This is a genomic window from Bacillus sp. FSL K6-6038 (assembly GCF_038050455.1).
Taxonomy (GTDB): Bacteria; Bacillota; Bacilli; order Bacillales; family Bacillaceae_G; genus Bacillus_A; species Bacillus_A pseudomycoides.
This window is the reverse complement of sequence record NZ_JBBOUH010000001.1, coordinates 2,512,432-2,530,201: the sequence shown is the minus strand read 5'-3', so window position 1 is coordinate 2,530,201 and position 17,770 is coordinate 2,512,432. Positions and strand designations below refer to the sequence as shown.

The 17,770-nt window shown below is 35.3% G+C and carries 18 protein-coding genes and 1 pseudogene; 6 read left to right on the top strand and 13 right to left on the bottom strand.

The window, feature by feature from the left end; translation table 11 throughout:
- The first annotated feature begins 424 nt into the window (after positions 1-424).
- The gene (locus NSQ40_RS13015) at positions 425-1,435 is read left to right on the top strand and encodes a D-alanyl-D-alanine carboxypeptidase family protein (protein ID WP_033796163.1); all 1,011 of its coding nucleotides are present in this window, start codon (positions 425-427) and stop codon (positions 1,433-1,435) included.
- A gap of 60 nt (positions 1,436-1,495) precedes the next feature.
- Here the strand turns inward: NSQ40_RS13015 and NSQ40_RS13010 are convergent, their stop codons facing one another.
- The 5 genes from NSQ40_RS13010 to NSQ40_RS12990 form a co-directional block, all read right to left on the bottom strand.
- Entirely contained in the window at positions 1,496-2,263 is a 768-nt protein-coding gene (locus tag NSQ40_RS13010; RefSeq protein ID WP_003207211.1) for a glycosyltransferase, read from the bottom strand.
- A gap of 265 nt (positions 2,264-2,528) precedes the next feature.
- The gene (locus NSQ40_RS13005; RefSeq protein WP_018765920.1) at positions 2,529-3,059 is read right to left on the bottom strand and encodes a shikimate kinase; all 531 of its coding nucleotides are present in this window, start codon (positions 3,057-3,059) and stop codon (positions 2,529-2,531) included.
- Between the two features lie 23 nt (positions 3,060-3,082).
- On the bottom strand, positions 3,083-3,568 hold the full coding sequence (locus NSQ40_RS13000; RefSeq protein WP_003197807.1) for a DinB family protein: 486 nt from the start codon (positions 3,566-3,568) through the stop codon (positions 3,083-3,085).
- Between the two features lie 259 nt (positions 3,569-3,827).
- Positions 3,828-4,358 carry a GNAT family N-acetyltransferase gene (locus tag NSQ40_RS12995; protein ID WP_003207213.1) on the bottom strand — a complete coding sequence of 177 codons (531 nt, stop codon included), beginning with the start codon at positions 4,356-4,358 and terminating at the stop codon, positions 3,828-3,830.
- 23 nt (positions 4,359-4,381) lie between these two features.
- Positions 4,382-4,996 (bottom strand): flavin reductase family protein, encoded by a 615-nt coding sequence (locus NSQ40_RS12990; RefSeq protein WP_018765918.1) that lies wholly within the window; start codon positions 4,994-4,996, stop codon positions 4,382-4,384.
- A gap of 94 nt (positions 4,997-5,090) precedes the next feature.
- Here NSQ40_RS12990 and NSQ40_RS12985 point away from each other — a divergent pair, with 94 nt between their 5' ends.
- On the top strand, positions 5,091-5,771 hold the full coding sequence (locus NSQ40_RS12985) for an ArsR/SmtB family transcription factor (RefSeq protein WP_003207215.1): 681 nt from the start codon (positions 5,091-5,093) through the stop codon (positions 5,769-5,771).
- Between the two features lie 201 nt (positions 5,772-5,972).
- On the opposite strand, the gene NSQ40_RS12980 is transcribed toward NSQ40_RS12985, so the two are convergent.
- The 8 genes from NSQ40_RS12980 to NSQ40_RS12945 all read right to left on the bottom strand — a co-directional run bounded on the left by NSQ40_RS12980 (position 5,973) and on the right by NSQ40_RS12945 (position 15,157).
- A complete protein-coding gene (locus tag NSQ40_RS12980; RefSeq protein WP_003207216.1) occupies positions 5,973-7,913 on the bottom strand; it encodes an AMP-binding protein in 1,941 nt (646 codons plus the stop codon).
- A gap of 48 nt (positions 7,914-7,961) precedes the next feature.
- Positions 7,962-9,503, bottom strand: coding sequence for an acyl-CoA carboxylase subunit beta (locus NSQ40_RS12975; RefSeq protein WP_003197794.1), 1,542 nt, complete (start codon positions 9,501-9,503; stop codon positions 7,962-7,964).
- A gap of 2 nt (positions 9,504-9,505) precedes the next feature.
- Positions 9,506-10,294, bottom strand: a complete 789-nt coding sequence (locus tag NSQ40_RS12970; RefSeq protein WP_003197793.1) for an enoyl-CoA hydratase — start codon at positions 10,292-10,294, stop codon at positions 9,506-9,508.
- A 4-nt stretch (positions 10,295-10,298) separates the two neighbouring features.
- On the bottom strand, positions 10,299-11,210 hold the full coding sequence (locus NSQ40_RS12965) for a hydroxymethylglutaryl-CoA lyase (protein ID WP_003197791.1): 912 nt from the start codon (positions 11,208-11,210) through the stop codon (positions 10,299-10,301).
- A gap of 22 nt (positions 11,211-11,232) precedes the next feature.
- Complete coding sequence (locus NSQ40_RS12960) at positions 11,233-11,448, bottom strand: acetyl-CoA carboxylase biotin carboxyl carrier protein subunit (protein ID WP_003197789.1); 216 nt, start codon at positions 11,446-11,448, stop codon at positions 11,233-11,235.
- A gap of 27 nt (positions 11,449-11,475) precedes the next feature.
- Positions 11,476-12,813, bottom strand: a complete 1,338-nt coding sequence (locus NSQ40_RS12955) for an acetyl-CoA carboxylase biotin carboxylase subunit (protein WP_098217179.1) — start codon at positions 12,811-12,813, stop codon at positions 11,476-11,478.
- A 14-nt stretch (positions 12,814-12,827) separates the two neighbouring features.
- Entirely contained in the window at positions 12,828-13,973 is a 1,146-nt protein-coding gene (locus tag NSQ40_RS12950; protein ID WP_003197775.1) for an acyl-CoA dehydrogenase, read from the bottom strand.
- Between the two features lie 215 nt (positions 13,974-14,188).
- A complete protein-coding gene (locus tag NSQ40_RS12945; RefSeq protein WP_003207218.1) occupies positions 14,189-15,157 on the bottom strand; it encodes a YbgA family protein in 969 nt (322 codons plus the stop codon).
- Between the two features lie 431 nt (positions 15,158-15,588).
- Between NSQ40_RS12945 and NSQ40_RS12940 the strand changes: the two genes are divergently transcribed.
- The 4 genes and pseudogenes from NSQ40_RS12940 to NSQ40_RS12920 all read left to right on the top strand — a co-directional run bounded on the left by NSQ40_RS12940 (position 15,589) and on the right by NSQ40_RS12920 (position 17,770).
- Positions 15,589-15,864 (top strand): TIGR04197 family type VII secretion effector, encoded by a 276-nt coding sequence (locus tag NSQ40_RS12940; protein WP_003197771.1) that lies wholly within the window; start codon positions 15,589-15,591, stop codon positions 15,862-15,864.
- Between the two features lie 40 nt (positions 15,865-15,904).
- Positions 15,905-16,273 carry a DUF3958 family protein gene (locus NSQ40_RS12935; protein ID WP_098217180.1) on the top strand — a complete coding sequence of 123 codons (369 nt, stop codon included), beginning with the start codon at positions 15,905-15,907 and terminating at the stop codon, positions 16,271-16,273.
- Positions 16,264-17,350: pseudogene (locus NSQ40_RS29460) on the top strand (T7SS effector LXG polymorphic toxin); the annotation flags it as partial. The gene NSQ40_RS12935 and the pseudogene NSQ40_RS29460, both read left to right, overlap by 10 nt.
- Positions 17,342-17,770, top strand: a complete 429-nt coding sequence (locus NSQ40_RS12920; protein ID WP_371394066.1) for an HNH/endonuclease VII fold putative polymorphic toxin — start codon at positions 17,342-17,344, stop codon at positions 17,768-17,770. The pseudogene NSQ40_RS29460 and the gene NSQ40_RS12920, both read left to right, overlap by 9 nt.

The following is a 17,770-nucleotide window of genomic DNA, read 5'->3' as shown; positions in this document are numbered from 1 at the left end:
TGATTTGGAATCAGTTTGTTTATTTAAGTAGATTGTATTAAATAACAGTTTGTACCTGCGAAAGTTGATTTTTTTCCAATAATTCCAAATGATTCTTTACTTTCTCCCACTGTACTTAAGAAAATTCTCCACCTCTAACTGTTACTTCCACTTCATAATTTACTTCTACGTTAAATAAATTGAAAAAATTTACTCTTTAAGAATTCTTAATTTATCCATTACTAATTCATTCCTGTCCTCTACTACTAAATCTTCTTTATGTTTAAATGTGAGTGAAAATACATGTTTATTTCCTCATGATGACCATAATTATCCAAAATTTATATATTCCTTATAATTCTTTAGAAATTCTTTACCTTTTCTTTCCTCCTAGTTAAAGATTAATTTTTACACTAGTAATATCGATATACAAGGAGGATAGCTTATGCAACATTTTAAGAATTTGATGCTTCTTATATTGTCTTTTCTTATTACTGCAATTCTTGTTTTTTATTTTTATTTCTATGTAAACGGACCTTTAATTAAAGCGAAATCAGCTATTTTAATAGATGCAACATCAGAAGAGATTGTATATAAAAAAAATGAAGATACCCCTTTCTCCTCAGCAAGTTTATCAAAAATGATGACAGAGTATATTGTGTTAGAACAAATACAAAAAGGAAAAATCAAGTGGGATGATCGTGTAAAAATAAGTAATTCTTCCATTCAAATGGAAGGAAATAATATCGATATAACTTTTGAAGATCAAATAACGATTCGAGATTTGTTTCATGCAATGGTTCTTGCATCTGATAATAGTGCGGCCGTATTTTTAGCAGAACATATTTCAAAAAACGAACAAGACTTTACGAATTTAATGAATGAAAAAGCGACACAATTAGGACTATCTAATAAAACGTATTTTGCAAATGCAACCGGCGTAATAAATAAACAAGAAGAATCTAAAATAACAGCCTTAGATGCCTCGAAACTAGCCCAGCATTTAATAACGGATTATCCTATGATATTAGAAATCACCCAATTAACTTCTTATCAATTCACCTTCAAAGATATACATGTTTTCAATACAAATAAAATGTTGTATTCACTTGATAGTAAAATAAAATTCAAAGGAGTCGATGGTTTACAAACTAGCTTTTCAAATCCTGCTGGATATAGTTTTGCTAGTACAGCAAAACAAGGAAACAAGAGGTTTATTTCGATTGTAATGAAGGCAAATGGAGAAAATAGTGCTTTTATCGAAGCAAAAAAACTATTTACTTATGGTTCCGAGCCTACTCACCTTCCATCTCTTCAATCTGTTAAGGATTATTTGATATCGTGGATATCTCTGCTTCAGTTTAAAAATCTATTTTTACAAACAATAATAATTTTTGCTATTATTGCCATTTCACTATTCGTACATATACGAAAAAAAGATTCAGAGGATTTTTAACTAAAAAGCCTCTTTCACATAAAAAAACCGGCTTGTATTTTCTAAAAAAGTCGGTTTTCCTTATTTCCCTTTTTTCTTTTCATAGTATAATTCATCTGCATACTTTTTATTTGTTCCCTTTAAATATGCCAAAATAATTTGAGGTCTCTTTACTAAAGTCCAATCACCATGCTCATCAAATTTTCTACAAGATGTTGTCATATAAGCTTTTTTAATGGTAGTAAAGCCTTTTCCATGGATCTTACCGTATTTTTTTAAACGCATTGCAAATTCCGCATCTTCAGCCATTAATAAATCCTCATTAAAACCACCAATTGCTTCAAAATCCTTTCTATAACACCAAAACATTCCGACAGAAACGAATCCATATTTGAAAATGAGAGGAATAATTAACAATAATCCTGAAACAATAATTCCTAATGAAATACGTTCAAATTTCCCTTTTACTCCCCCTCCTATATATTTTCCAGTTTTTAAATGCTTATCTATTTCTCTTAACATATTCTCACTCATCCAGCTATCAGCATCAATTGTAACAATGATTTCTCCTCGAGCTATTTTCGCCCCAGCATTTCTAATTTTAGATAGGTTCTTATTCTCATCTTGTAAAGTTATACAATGATAAGATTGTGCAATTTCTTCTGTGCAATCACTACAACGATTTAATACAACAATTACCTCGATTTGATTTTTATAAAATTCGGATGCAACCACAATGGAATCAAGACATCTACCAATATATTTTTCTTCATTGTGTGCAGGTATGATAATCGAAAACTTAACATCTTGTTCACCATCTGTTCCGACAAAACAACCATTTCTATCCATATCATATCTCTCCTATGTAAACCTTATTTATCAATTCATTTTCTTACTATATTTACAACCGACTTATTACGCCGTTGCTTATTCAAGTTGTACTATGAACAAAGCCTTACTATTTTTGAAATGATTGAAGTCTATAAAACAAAAAGTTTTTTCTTAATGTATGTACTTTTTCAAAAAAACACCAAGGTATAGGACTCACATCTAATATCTTGGTGTTTTCGCTTTATATCTTCATTTAAATCACAACTTTTCCGATTAAAATGTCTCAATTTAAGCGTGACAATCCTACTCTCGATACTTTCATCTCTGTATTATCTTTCAGAATAATCAATTTCTCCTCATGCTGTTTTAACATCCTCAAAATTTCTGATTTACTATCTTTTTCAAAATCATTCGTCCACTTAAACATTTTCATTAACATTTTAAATGTGGGCTTATAGTTAGCCTTTTCCAGGTTAAGTAACTGCAAAATAAATCTTTTTATTATTCTGACTATCCTCTTCACTACACTTACATCTAAGAATATGATTAAATCTGCTTTTTGAAAGCTTTGCGATACCCATTTATGATGGGCACCTTCAACAATCCAAGCATTTGAATTTACAATATTGTAAAGTTGTTCATCTCTTTCCTTAGGTGTATTTCTTATATCTCCATTTTTAGTCCTTCTCCAAACAACATTATCTAGCTCATAATAAGGAATATTTAATTGATAAGATAATGCTCTTGCTAAGGTTGTTTTTCCACTTCCAACAGAACCAATGATATGAATTTTATTAGGTATAATACTTTTCAAAACAACCACCACTTTATAGATTTTTACAAAATAGAATTCCCAGCTTCTTTCATTAAACCTCTTCTAATTAAATTTGCTGACACAGGCTGAAGATTCAATTGTCTTGCCCAAATAGATAATTGACCAATATGATGGATCTCATGAGCAATCACATGACGTAGAACCTCGCCATATTTGAACGTCTCATCAGTCCATGAGGCTGTTAATATTTTATTCTCTAAATTACTTGACCATGTTTGTGTAAAGTCTTCCATTTTAGTTCGAAAGGAATCAGAAAGCTGCTTCACTTTTTCTAGCGTTCTATAATCTTCAAACTTCAGTTCGAAATCTGCTTTCCCTTGAAGCGCACGTATCCAGCTATACTCTACATCTACAATATGAAATAAAGTTTCTAAAATACTCCCTACTCCTCCAACACGTTTACAGAGTAAATCTTCTTCCGAAAGCTGTTTACACCATTCAAACCATTGATCTCTTACTTGCCAATTGTATCGAAATAAAGTTTCCACTAAATATCGCTCCTTTTTAGTATGTACCCAGTTAATACCATTATATTAATTATACAGAAAATTCTTTTATTTTATAGTACTATTTTGTATAAAGAGCGCTATCCAAGAACATATCAATAGAGTATTCGTTTGAAAGATAAATAGCTATAATTTTATACCTGAGCACTTAAAAGAAACCAAATTAGATTTTTATAATTTTTCCAATTAGTTTAATATCTTCTCCATCAGTTACATCATATCATTTTAAGATAAATTTTAGTTACATTCTATTAAACCATTCATATTCCAAAATACTCATTTCCCACAAATTCCAATATTCATCTCCTATTTTCCTCGCATCTCTTAATAACCCTTCTTTTACAAATCCCACTTTTTCATAGCATGTAATAGCAGCTGAATTAAAATCGAACACTCCGAGAGAGACTCTATGTAATTTTAATTGTACAAATGCAACATTGAGCACTGCTTCCATCATCTTTTTCCCAATAGATTTTCCCCTCATACTTGTATCACCAACCAAAACTTTCCCAATTCTTGCAGATTTATTTATTCGGTCAATTTCCCCAAGTGAAATATGCCCAATAACCTTTTTCGTTTCTTGATCTATCACTTTATAAACAAATACATTTGCATTTTCATAATTTGCATTCGCTATATACTTCTCTAATTGTTTGTTCTGTAATGGGTATGAAAATGCCGGACCGCCCCATTGTAATAAAAACTCTTCCGAATCAATCCAATCTATAAGTTGCTTAAAATTGTTTCTTTCAAAATACTCAAGTTTGATCATTTCCCCTGACTCCTTTTAAGATTTCAAGCTCGATAATTCTTCCCTAACTCTTCTCCTATTGAAAAATAATGTCTAAAATTATAAAATAACGGACTCCATTTTTGCGGATCAATATGGTTTTCCCCTTTTATTATCTCTTCATGCGCATGTACATGAACAACCTCGGTTTCAACAATTGCAAAGAAAGGATCATATTCTGGAATCCTAATTTGTTTTACGTTTGCTTCGATTTGTAGTGGGCATTCTTTAATACGTTGTGGCTTTACTGACTGTGAATCCAATGGTGTAAAACCAGCCATTGTAAATTTATCTTTTTGATATGTATACCCCATTTCTTGTTTATAAACTGGGACATGTTCTACTCCAGTATAGGGTGCGATTTTTTCTACTTGTTTCCACTGCAATGCAGAAGGGAAATTAATAACACATTCTCTACTCCTTTCAAGATTTCCAACCGATTTCCCTCCCAAACCAATGCCTAAAATCATATATTTTCCTAATGCCCATGAAGAAGACATTGGACTGATATTTGTTGTCCCATCTTCATTTAATGTTGATAATAAATAAATTGGCATTCCATAATATAAAATCTTTGGCTGTATCTCTTTGCATAATAGTTTACTTATTTCCGAATTCATATTATCACTCCTAATTTTGATTCTTTATCTGTATTGTAAAACATAAAGACTTCCATTATCATCGAAATATGGATGTAAAAAAGGAGTGAAGAGGATGAATGAAAATATAGCGAAAATCGCTTCCTTAATTAGTGATACATCACGAGCAACCATCTTGGTTCACCTTATGGATGGACGCGCCCATCCCGCTACTGAATTAGCATATGTTGCAAAAATCAAACCACAAACAGCCAGTTTTCATCTCAATAAATTATATGAGGCACAAATTGTTGAAGTAGAAAAGCATGGCAGACATCGTTATTACAAATTGGCAAATCATGAGCTAGCAGAATCACTAGAAAAGCTATTATACATTGCCCCCTGCGAACCAATTCGATCTTTTAAACAAGCAAAAGAAAATAAAGAAATTCAATATGCAAGAACATGCTATGATCATTTAGCAGGAAAATTAGGAGTTGAGATTACAAATGCTTTATTAAATAAACAAATATTAATAAAAAAGGATACTGAATTTGCAGTAACAAAAGTCGGTGAAGCATTTTTTTCAGATTTCGGTGTGAACTTAGAACGATTACACAATAAAAGACGTGCATTCTCCAGATGTTGTTTAGATTGGACCGAGAGACAACACCATATTGCAGGTGCACTGGGAAATGCAATTCTGGTACGAATGTTAGAACAAAATTGGATTACTAAGTTCGAACAATCAAGAGCAATACACATAACTTCATTAGGACAGCAAAAAATTTATGAAACTTTTTCTATAAAACTTTAGTTTTATAGATGAACAATTCCCATATTTATAGACTTATACATGAATTATTCGGCAAAGGAACTACAACATTAATCTTTATTTCAATTTGGCATAGATAATGTATGTGCTTTTCATTCATATTAAAGGAGATTCTCAATACAAAAAATCTATCCATCATAAAACAAGACATGAGCCCCTTTTATACGGGGCTCATGTTTTGTTTTATATTTGACTAGATTGTAATCCCTGAATATAAGAGACAACTTCCGGATTTACAAGTGAAGATAAATCTCCCAATTCTCTCCCTAAGTAAGCTGCTTTAATTACTCGTCTCATTACTTTAGAATTGCGTGTTTTCGGTAAGTCTTCTACAACATGAATATCCTTTGGACATAACGCTTTTCCAATGTGAGAGTTTACTAAATTTAATAACTCTATCTTTAATTCATGTGTAAATATAGTTCCTTCACGTAAAACAATGAAGCAGTGACAAACTTCGCCTTTTACTTCATCTGGTACACCAATTGCTGCTGCTTCTATTACATCATGATGCTTTACAAGAATTGATTCGTATTCCGCTGGTCCAATACGCTTCCCGGCAATATTTAATGTATCATCAGAACGTCCTGTAATGATATATTGCTCTCCGTCATAGATTACCCAATCACCGTGCACCCACTTATTTTCAAAACGTGACCAATACGTATTAACGTAGCGCTCGTCATCTCCCCAGAAGCTTTTTGTCATTCCGACCCATGGTTTTTCTAAACATAATTCTCCAACTTCATCACGAATTGGATTACCTTGTTCATCTAATACAACAGCTGCCATTCCAGGTAAAGATGCATTGAAACTAATCGGTGCAATTGGTTTAACTAAAACGTTTCCAAAGATCCCACCAGAAATTTCTGTTCCACCTGAATAATTACAAATTGGCACATTCCCTTTACCAACTGTTTCAAAAAGCCACATCCAAGGGTCAGGATTCCAAGGTTCACCTGTTGATGCAAAAACTTCTAAACTTGCTAGGGAATGTTTCTTTACATACTCATCACCTTTTGCCATCAATGCTCGAATTAATGTTGGTGAAATCCCAAGATGCGTAATTTGATATCGATCAACCGTTTCCCATAATCGATCTGCTTCCGGATAATCTGGAACACCTTCATACATTACCATTGTTGCACCATTAATAAGTGAACCAAATAATAAGAACGGTCCCATCATCCAGCCCATATCAGTAACCCATAATACACGATCACCTTGCTTAATATTCATACCAAACCCTGCATCAAATGCAGATTTCAGAGGAAATCCAGCGTGCGTGTGTACTGTTCCTTTTGGCTTACCAGTCGTCCCAGATGTATAAATGAGCATAAGCGGGTCATCACTTTTCATTTCTTCAGCATGTGTAAGTGGTTTTTCTTTTTCTAAAACGCTCCATGAAAGATCATAATTATGAGGTGTAAAATCATTTCCAGCATGACGTACAATTACAACCTTCTCAACAGATGGACAATGTTCGCACGCTTTATCTACCTCATCTTTTAATGAAACGTTTTTACCACGGCGCGAGAATCCATCCGCTGTAATAATCATTTTGGATCCTGCTGCCTGTACACGCGTCATGACTGCATCAGAAGCAAATCCTGAGAAAATCGGAGAAATAATCGCACCTATTTTCATTACTGCCAGCATGGCAACAACTGTTTCAGGAATCATTGGCATATAAATCGTTACGCGATCACCTTTCTCAATTCCGGAATGCTTTAGTCCATTTGCAACTCGGCTCACCCAGCTATCGAGCTCTTCATATGTAAATGATTTTGTTGTTCCGTTTTCCCCTTCGTACATGAGAGCAGGTTGTTGTTTTATTTCTTCATCTGCAAGCCAACGAGATAAAGCAGATTCTACTACATTACACGTTCCCTCAGTGTACCACTGAGCGAATGGTGTACCGTTTTCTAAATCTAATACTTCTGTATACGGCTTCATCCATTGATAGCCAACTGCACGTTCCGCTTCTCCCCAAAACCATCCAGTTTCTTCAATTGACTTGTTATAAAATGCTTCATAATCTTCATAGCCAAGCGATTTCATCCACCCATATAGACGTGTTTTATCTTTATATTCTTCTGTTGGAAACCAAACGGCTTGTTTCAATGTTTTCCCCTCCTCATTTTTCGAACAAGAAAGCCTTTAATAGGGCTTTTATACTGGATAAACTGGATGTTTTCGATCTGTAAACACTTGATATTTACTCATGTACATTTCGAAACGCTTCTTTAGTTCTTCACGTAAATCATTCGGATGAACAATACCATCAATCACCATTTCTGATGCTAGGCGATAAATATCGATATCTTTTTTATACTCTTCACGTTTTTCTGCAATGAAGCTTGCACGCTCTTCTTCTGGTAATGCTGCGATTTTATTCGCATATACGGCATTAACAGCAGCTTCTGGTCCCATTACAGCAATGGAAGCCGTTGGTAACGCTAAACAACAATCTGGTTCGAAAGCTGGGCCTGCCATTGCATATAGACCAGCACCATATGCTTTACGAACAACGATTGAAATTTTCGGTACTGTCGCTTCACTCATAGCAGAAATCATTTTCGCACCGTGACGAATAATACCAGCTCTCTCAACTTTCGTTCCAATCATAAATCCAGGTACATCCGCAAGGAATAATAATGGAATATGATATGCGTCACATAAATTAATAAACTTCGCTGCTTTATCAGCAGAATCGTGGAATAATACACCGCCTTTCATACGCGGTTGATTTGCAACAATACCAATAGGCTTCCCATCCATTCGGCCTAATCCTGTAATAAGTTCTTGTGCAAATAATTTTTTCACTTCAAAGAAAGAACCTTCATCGATAATACGATTAATAAGATCTTTCATATTAAAAGGAGCATTTTGATTTTCTGGGATGATTTGTTCTAACGTTTTTTCGAACTGTTTTGGTTCTTGAGGCTTAGTCATAGGAGCATTTTCTTGATAGTTACTTGGAAAATATGAAATATATTGTCTTGCTTGAGCAATCGCATCTTCTTCTGTCTTACATAATACATCTCCGCATCCTGATACCGAGCAATGCATACGAGCGCCGCCCATTTCCTCTAGTGTTACTTTTTCACCAATAACCATTTCAGCCATACGCGGAGAACCTAAATACATAGAAGCATTTCCTTCAACCATCATGACAACGTCACAGAAAGCAGGAATATAAGCACCTCCAGCTGCAGAAGGACCAAACAATAAACAAATTTGTGGTACCTTACCTGATAGTTTCACCTGGTTATAAAAAATGCGTCCCGCACCGCGGCGCCCTGGGAACATTTCAACTTGGTCAGTAATACGAGCACCTGCAGAATCAACAAGATAAAAAAGTGGTACACGTAACTTTTCAGCTGTTTCTTGAATGCGTAAGATTTTTTCAACAGTTCGAGAACCCCAAGACCCTGCTTTAACTGTTGAATCATTTGCCATGACACATACAGTACGACCATGTATTTTACCAGTAGCAGTTACAACACCATCTGCCGGTAAGCCTGTTTGCTCACAATTAGCAAATAATGCATCTTCTACATATTCACCATTATCAAATAGAAGAGCTAAGCGATCTCGAACAAAGATTTTTCCTTTTGCTTTATTTTGTTCATGATATTTTGGTGCCCCACCTTGTTTAATTGTTTCAACACGTTCTTGAAATGCATTCGATTGTTGTTTTTGTTCTAGCACATTTACTCCCCCTTATACACTGGTTTACGTTTCTCCTGAAATGCTTGTAGTCCTTCTAATCGATCTTTCGTATGGATTACACCTTCATACGCCTGCTTTTCCATTTGTAATCCGGTATGCAAATCTACTTGTACCCCATTTGAGATTGCTTCTTTTGCTAATCGAATGGCAATTGGTCCATTACTCGCAATGCTTCTTGCAATTTCAATTACTTTTTCTTCTAGTAAGTTAGCTGGTACCACAAACTCTACCATTCCATATTCCTTCGCCTCATGCGCCGAAATACGTCTTGCTGTATAAATTAATTCTTTTGCCCTGCCAACACCAATTAGTCTTGGGAGACGCTGCGTCCCACCAGCTCCTGGGATGATAGCTAGAGATGTTTCAGTGAGTCCAAGGCTTGCTGTTTCTGCCGCAATTCTAAAATCACACGCTAAACTTAACTCGGTACCACCACCAAGTGCAATTCCATTTATTGCAGCAATAACAGGTTGTGATAATTGCTCAACCATATCCATTGTAGAACGAATCATCCCAACTGCATGACGTACTTGCTCCTCATTCATATTGGCACGTTCTTTTAAATCAGCTCCGGCACAAAATGCTTTTTCACCATAGCCTGTTAAAATGACAACGCGAACATCGGCTTCTTCATTAATATGATTTAATGTAGATTGCAACTCTTCTAATAGTGCAAGAGATAATGAGTTTGCTTGCCGTTCGCGATTTAATGTTATTTTTACGATATGCGGTGTTACATAATCTACTGAAATGTTTTGTAATTGTAGCATTTTATCACCTACTTATTGTTTTATGTTGCAATGCTTTATACACATGACTTGGCAATTGAATATTTAGCTTGCTTTGAATAAATTGACTAGCCTTTAATAACTTTTCTTCATTTATATTTGTTTGTACGCCCATTTTGTGGAGCATATGTACTAAATCATCAGTCGCGACATTACCTGATGCCCCTGGTGCATACGGACAACCACCAAGCCCACCACAGGAACTATCAAATGTCGTAACACCGTATTCCAATGACTGAACGACGTTTGCAAGTGCCATCCCGTAGGTATTATGAAAATGCATCGCAAATTGAGAAGAATCATATTTTTTAAGTAAATGTTCCAATACTCGCTCTACTTGCAATGGATTTGCTACACCAATCGTGTCTCCCAACGAGACTTCATAAATGCCATATGAGAAGAGTTGATTACATAACTCGTCTACAGCATCAATGCTCACATCTCCTTCATAAGGACAACCAAATACAGTAGAAACATAACCTCTTACTCTTTTACCTGCAAACTCTGCTTGCTTTGTAATATCTTGGATGACAGATAACGCTTCTTTAATGGACTTATTGATGTTACTTTTATTATGTGATTCACTCGCTGATAAAAAAACATTCACCTCATCTACATTTTGCAAAAGAGCTCGTTCCAAACCATTTTGATTTGGAACAAGCGCAGCATATGTAATATCTGAATTCCGCTTTAACTCTGTAAATACATCACTCGCATCAGCTAAAGCAGGAACCCATTTCGGGTGAACAAAAGAGGAAACTTCAATATATGATAATCCAGCTTCTGAAAGTAATTGAATCCATTTCACTTTATCTTTTGTGCCAACAATTTTCTTTTCATTTTGCAAACCATCACGTGGTCCCACTTCTTTAATGACAGCAAAAGTAGGTAGCTTCAATACATTTCACCCCTTCTTCTCCCTATTCAATCTCTACCAATACATCTCCTTCATTAACAAAATCGCCCTCTTGCACATTTATTTTCATAACTGTCCCTGCTTCTTCTGAAACGATTGGAATTTCCATTTTCATAGATTCCAAAATGACGACATCCTGTTCTTCTTCTACTGTATCTCCTATTCCTACAACAATTTTCCAAACATTACCTGCCATCGATGCATATACTTTTGTCATCATTTTTTCCCCCTTTAATATTCATAAACCTTATTTTTTTACAAGTTGTTTTGTTACAAAACCTGTTGTATAAATACCACTTTGGAACACTTCATCTTCTAGCACTTGCAATAGCATGGATGTATTTGTCTTAATGCCTTCTACTTTCAAGTTTTGAAGTGCATCCTGTAATTTTTCAATTGCTTCTTCACGCGTTTCACCATGAGCAATCACTTTTGCAATCATCGGATCGTAAAACGGTGTGATTGTAACATTATTTTCTAAAAAGTGATCAATACGCACTGTTTCTGGTAACGTTAGGTCCGTAATCTTCCCAGGTGATGGGAAAAATGTTTTTGGATCTTCTGCATAAATACGTGCTTCAATGGCATGACCACTACGATTTATATCCTCCTGCGTAAAGGAAAGCTTTTCACCAGACGCAATGAGTAATTGTTGTTCAACAAGATCTAGACCAGTAATTTCTTCAGTAACAGGATGCTCCACTTGTAACCTTGTATTCATCTCTAAGAAATAGAAGTTTTTCTTATCATCCACAAGAAATTCAACCGTACCTGCATTTGTATAGCCAAGAGCTTTTGCTGCTTGTACAGCAACTTTCCCCATCGCTTTACGTGTTTCTTCATCTAAAAATGGAGACGGTGCTTCTTCAATTACTTTTTGATTCCGGCGTTGTACAGAGCATTCACGTTCCCATAAATAAACTGTATTGCCATGTGTATCAGCTAAAAGTTGAATTTCAATATGATGCGCATCTGCAATGTATCGCTCTAAGTACATCTCACCATTACCAAAAAAGTTTTGTGCACGCGTTTTATTGCTCTCGAATGCTTTGGTGAGCGTTTGCTCAGTTTCCATCAACTGCATTCCAATGCCCCCGCCGCCCGCGGATGCCTTCAGCATTAATGGATAACCAATTTGTTTTGCAATTCCAATCGCTTCTTCAGCAGTCTCAATATTCGTTGTGATTCCTGGTACAACTGGAACATTTGCTTCTTGCATTGCCAGACGTGACTCGATTTTACTTCCCATCTTAGCAATGATTTCTTCAGAAGGACCAATAAATACAATTCCTTCTTCTTTACAGCGAACCGCGAAGGAAGGATTTTCTGATAACAATCCATATCCTGGATGAATCGCTTCAGTATTTGTTTTCTTAGCAATTTCTATAATCTTTTCGAGATTTAAATAGCTCTCTTGGACACGTGGGCCACCAACCAAATAAGCCTCATTTGCTAGTTTTACATGAAGTGCATTTTCATCTACCTCTGAATAAATAGCAACTGTACGAATTCCAAGTTTTTGACATGTTTTTATAATTCGAACTGCAATTTCGCCACGATTAGCGATTAATATTTTTTGAAACATAGTGAATCCTCCTTTTATCTACACCCTAAATGTCTTGCGATTACGAGACGTTGAATTTCAGAAGTTCCTTCACCAATTTCTAAAAGCTTCGCATCACGAATATGACGCTCTACTTCATATTCACGCATATAACCATATCCACCATGAATTTGCACTGCTTGATTCGCAATACGACTTGCTGCTTCAGATGCAAATAACTTTGCCATAGCCGCTTCTTTACCGAAAGGTTTATCATGATCCTTTAACCAAGCCGCTTTATGTACTAAATTACGCGCCAATTCCACTTCAGTAGCCATATCAGCCAGTTTAAATTGAATCGCTTGGAAATTAGAAATCGTTTTTCCGAATTGCTGACGCTCTTTTGCATATTGAAGTGCACGCTCAAAAGCAGACTGTGCAATTCCTACAGCTAATGCTGCAATTGAAATACGCCCTCCATCAAGTGTATATAAGAATTGTTTAAATCCTTTATTTACATCACCAAGAATATTCTCTTTCGGTACACGAACACCATCAAGTATGATTTCACAAGTATTAGAGGCACGAACACCCATCTTATCGTATGGACTTGAAATCGTTAATCCCTCACTTGTTGTCGGCACAATAAATGCAGAAATACGTTTTTTTCCATTTTCTTCGACACCATTGATAGCGGTTACAATGATTGTATTTGCATACTCTGCATTCGTAATCCAACACTTCTCACCGCTAATCACATATTCATCACCATCTAAAAATGCTTTTGTTTGTGTGCCACCTGCATCGGATCCAGCATTCGGTTCAGTTAAACCAAAAGCACCTAATGTTTTTCCAGATGCCATTGGAACTAAATACTTCTGCTTTTGTTCTTCTGTACCAAAGTAATAAATTGGAGAAGCACCTAATGAAATTGTTGCAGCATAACTTAAACCTGTACCGCCACAAGCACGGCCAATTTCTTCAACAGCTAACGCATACGATAGAGTATCGCCGCCAGAACCTCCATACTCTTCTGGGAATGGGATTCCTAATAATCCTAGTTCGCCCATTTTTTGAAACGTTTCGTATGGAAATTCAGCTGTTTTATCATAATACACAGCTTTTGGTGCAATTTCCTTTTCAGCAAAGTCTCGTACCATTTCTTTAATCATTTGTTTTTCGCGAGTTAGAGTAAATTCCATTCCGCTACACACCCCTTATCGAATATTGAGTTTCGACAGCGTGCGAGTCTGTACTACAAACATTGCTTTTAAAAGACAAGAATAGTAGTTAGATAATTGTTATAATTCTGTCATAACTTAATTTTAAAACAGAATCTGTACTCATGCACAAAAAAATTCCTACATTGTTCTACAACAACATAGGAATAACAGTGTCGAATTATGTGGTTTTTTCTTTAATAATCTCTTCCTTTTCCGGAATCTGAAATTTCTACTAATGCTTCAGGGTACGGTTCAAAATATGTTTGTCGTAATAAATAGTGGTCTTCAAAACGTAAGACCCACGACTTTAAAACTACAAGTAAATTGCTAAGAGGTATTTTCTTATCTGCATATTTTTGAAGTAGCGTTAAAAAATACTCTTTTTCTTGCTTGTTTAGCTTATCTTTAAAGTATCCAAAAATATGCTGACATACGTTTATATTCGATTTATAGCGAGGTGTTCGCTTCAATAATTCATACAAGGTTTTTTCGTAATTTTCAAAGATATTTTCAATATTATCCTTTGCATGATTTGCAATAATACGGCCTAATTTTTTTTGTTTCACCTGATTATATGCCATAAATAAATATTTATGATCTGACTGAAATGATACTAATTCTTTCAGAGTTTTACTCTGTTTTATTGTTTTGAAATGGGCCATTGTAAACAACCTCGTAAAGAAATGTTCACGAATAATAAAATTCGACAATCTACCTTCTTCTTCTACTGCAATATGCGAAAATTTTTTTAGTACAGCTCCACCAAAAAATCCAACACCCTTCTCTTTTACTGGTGATTTTTCATATCCTGTATAAATTTTCACATCTCTAGTTCCGCAACTTGGGGAACGATTTTTTAAAATAAAACCATCAACATCCAGTAAAGTACTTAAAAATTGATCAGAAAACCGTTGCATCCTCTCTGTAACATCTTTTCTTGTCGAAGGCTGTACAAGCTTATGAATGCCACTATCTTCGATAATCCGAATTGTCTCACGTGGAATTCCTAATCCAATTTCCACTTCAGGGCATACCGGAATAAATGTAACAAACGGCTGTAGATTTCGAATTGTCACATCATGAATCAAATCTCCATTATAACGGCAAGCACCAAATTCTAGACATTTACTTACAACAACTGTTGGTTTAGCAAATTGTCGCATTTTATTACCTCCGCGGCGTTAATCCATATAATATAAATTGTACTACGATGAGTATTCTAAGCAAGGTTAGTTTGTATTGTCTCTTTTTATTATGACTATATATCAGTGACATATCAGCGATAATTTATATCTATTTCATATAAGTGTTAGCAAGTTCGTTTGCAAACTTGTTAGCACTTTTTTATATTTCTTCTATTATATTCTTTTCTCCCTTTTTACCTCTATTATATTGTCAGCCTGTTAAGAACTACGAGAAACACATATGACATAAACTGTATTTTTCGAGGAATTTTTAACCATTTATTGTTATAATTATATCCGCAGTATTTTTTCCAGGAGTGTTCCTATGAAGAACAGTAAGATAATGGACATACATACTAGGCACTCCCCTTCCTTAATGCGTTCATAGAAATATAGAAAGGATTTAAGCGATGGGACAATTTCAAAGTAATTTTCAAGCGGCACAACAAATCGCTACTCAAATGAGGAATGCTTCGGATACTATCCAAAGTGCGACAAATAAGTCTATTAAAAAGTCAAAACGTACTACGCTATCTGTTAACCCACAAGCCCAAGAAGCAAATCAACAAATGTTAGATTTGACGAAACAATTTTCCGCTGCCTTTCAACAAGCAGTTGCTAATATTCATTCGGTAGCTAAAGAGTTTGAGAGAATGGATAACGAACTTCACAACACTTTTCGCTAATGTGACAACCTACGTAAAGTAAAACGGTAGGAGGAAAAAGATGAGTCAAGATATTGAAAAACAAATCAATCAATTGAATCAAAAATTACGAAGTGTATTCAAAGAACAGGATCGGAATCAATCTGCGATTCAAACTCAGGAACACGCGGAAGCAGATTTTCACGAATGGAAAAATCGAAATAATCGTTTATTTAACCGAATTCTAGAAACTTGGCACGGTGATAAAGAATTATCTCATTTTTTTATGAATATGCGTCAAGAAGCACAACACATTGAGCGAAAACTTACATTCGAATTGGAAAACCAAAAAGAAGCGTTGCTTAAAGAGAAGCGAGACCTTAGTGACTTAGAAAACGACCTTTCCTGTCAGCAACAACAATTAGCAAGGGAGGTCAATGCATGCGTTTAAATATGTATTTAGGCGAAGTACAAAGCCAAACTCAAAGTATGAACGCTGTATGTACCGCTACCATTCGAGGTATGGAACAAGCTATTCAGTCGATTGATGCTTTTGCAATTGATACGGTTCTACAAGGACAAACATATAGCAGTGCAAAAGCATTTTTTGTACAAACCTTTCGTCCTTTAGCACAAGGAATCATTTACTTATGTGAAGAATTAATCCGTCAGAATAATGCCTTTCCAAGTCAATTTCAATCACAAGTAGCTTCAACGGATGTAATCGAACAAGAAATATTAGAACAAATTCAAGAAATTGACCGAATGAAAACAAGTATGGAAGCTGTCAGTCAAGCTATGCCACTCCCGGGTATGGACGCTATGGCGAATCTTTTTACTGCCATGAGGCACAAACTGCAAGAAAAGTTAGATCATCTACATGAATTTAATCAAACATCTAGCAATAACTATAGTACAGCAATTTAATTAGCCGCTAGCATTGCGACGGGTTTAGCAGAAGTACAAAGTGGAAAAGGCTTTAGTCTCGCAAGTGGTACGTTTAGTACACAAGGGTTGAATATGGAGTGGACGGCTTCCATTCAGGCGATTGAAGAAGATAGGAAGCGTCAGGCTGACAACCTTTTAAATGGTAGTTCAATTGAAGAAGGAGCAATGTGTGGTCCATTAAATAGTGAGAAAAAAGATGCATCTTTACTGGATAAGTTTAAACATGGTGTCGAAAATATTTATGAGGACTATAGTAAAATAAGTGGTGCCTTTGATAATAAAGTCGAATCTATGTATGAAAGTGCTTGGGACTTTATACAAGGTGCTGGCAGTGCAGTAGCAGAAGACTATATTTGGACTAACACCACCTGATAATGATAAATTAGAAAGCAAGACAACCTACCAAGCTGGAAGGCTTACTGGACATGTTTTATCAACGGTAGGATCTATTGTAGAAATTTTTGAAGGTTTTTCAGTCATAGGCGGCTCTAATTTCTTAACCATCGTCGCAGAAGTAGGAACTGGTGGATTGGCATCACCAATTGTTCTTCCATTAAATGCAGCTGCTACAGTGGCTGGTGTTGGTGCTGTTGCACACGGTGGATATGTTTGGGATAAATCAATTCAAAATGCTCAGGATACTCTTCAAAAAATCCAGTCTTCTGATATTGCATTTAATAAAGCTAAAGATTTAGCTGGTGTTCCTATGTCACAACAACCTACACGCCAATGGCAAGTAGGAGATGATATACCTAAAAAAGGGTATGAATCTAAGAACTATGAGTATAGTGCTAACCACGCTCAACATGGACGTTATTATGAGTACGATACACCTCAAGGTAAACGAGTTATTTTTGAGCATATTAATGATGGCGTATTACATACACATGCAGGTATACCCAAAGATGGAGCTAATCCGTATACTTCTGATTTTAAGAAGGAAAGATACTCTAACATTTACGGATTTAATAACGATCATCACACTTATTATAACAAATGA

Bases quoted from the DNA above. Each gene is read 5' to 3' on its own strand.
- NSQ40_RS13010 (WP_003207211.1), bottom strand. From the start codon at position 2,263: ATGGATAGAAATGGTTGTTTTGTCGGAACAGATGGTGAACAAGATGTT.
- NSQ40_RS12945 (WP_003207218.1), bottom strand. From the start codon at position 15,157: ATGCGACAATTTGCTAAACCAACAGTTGTTGTAAGTAAATGTCTAGAA.
- NSQ40_RS12970 (WP_003197793.1), bottom strand. From the start codon at position 10,294: ATGCTACAATTACAAAACATTTCAGTAGATTATGTAACACCGCATATC.
- NSQ40_RS12985 (WP_003207215.1), top strand. From the start codon at position 5,091: ATGAATGAAAATATAGCGAAAATCGCTTCCTTAATTAGTGATACATCA.
- NSQ40_RS12940 (WP_003197771.1), top strand. From the start codon at position 15,589: ATGGGACAATTTCAAAGTAATTTTCAAGCGGCACAACAAATCGCTACT.
- NSQ40_RS13015 (WP_033796163.1), top strand. From the start codon at position 425: ATGCAACATTTTAAGAATTTGATGCTTCTTATATTGTCTTTTCTTATT.
- NSQ40_RS12950 (WP_003197775.1), bottom strand. From the start codon at position 13,973: ATGGAATTTACTCTAACTCGCGAAAAACAAATGATTAAAGAAATGGTA.
- NSQ40_RS12960 (WP_003197789.1), bottom strand. From the start codon at position 11,448: ATGATGACAAAAGTATATGCATCGATGGCAGGTAATGTTTGGAAAATT.
- NSQ40_RS12995 (WP_003207213.1), bottom strand. From the start codon at position 4,358: ATGATCAAACTTGAGTATTTTGAAAGAAACAATTTTAAGCAACTTATA.
- NSQ40_RS12990 (WP_018765918.1), bottom strand. From the start codon at position 4,996: ATGAATTCGGAAATAAGTAAACTATTATGCAAAGAGATACAGCCAAAG.
- NSQ40_RS12955 (WP_098217179.1), bottom strand. From the start codon at position 12,813: ATGTTTCAAAAAATATTAATCGCTAATCGTGGCGAAATTGCAGTTCGA.
- NSQ40_RS12935 (WP_098217180.1), top strand. From the start codon at position 15,905: ATGAGTCAAGATATTGAAAAACAAATCAATCAATTGAATCAAAAATTA.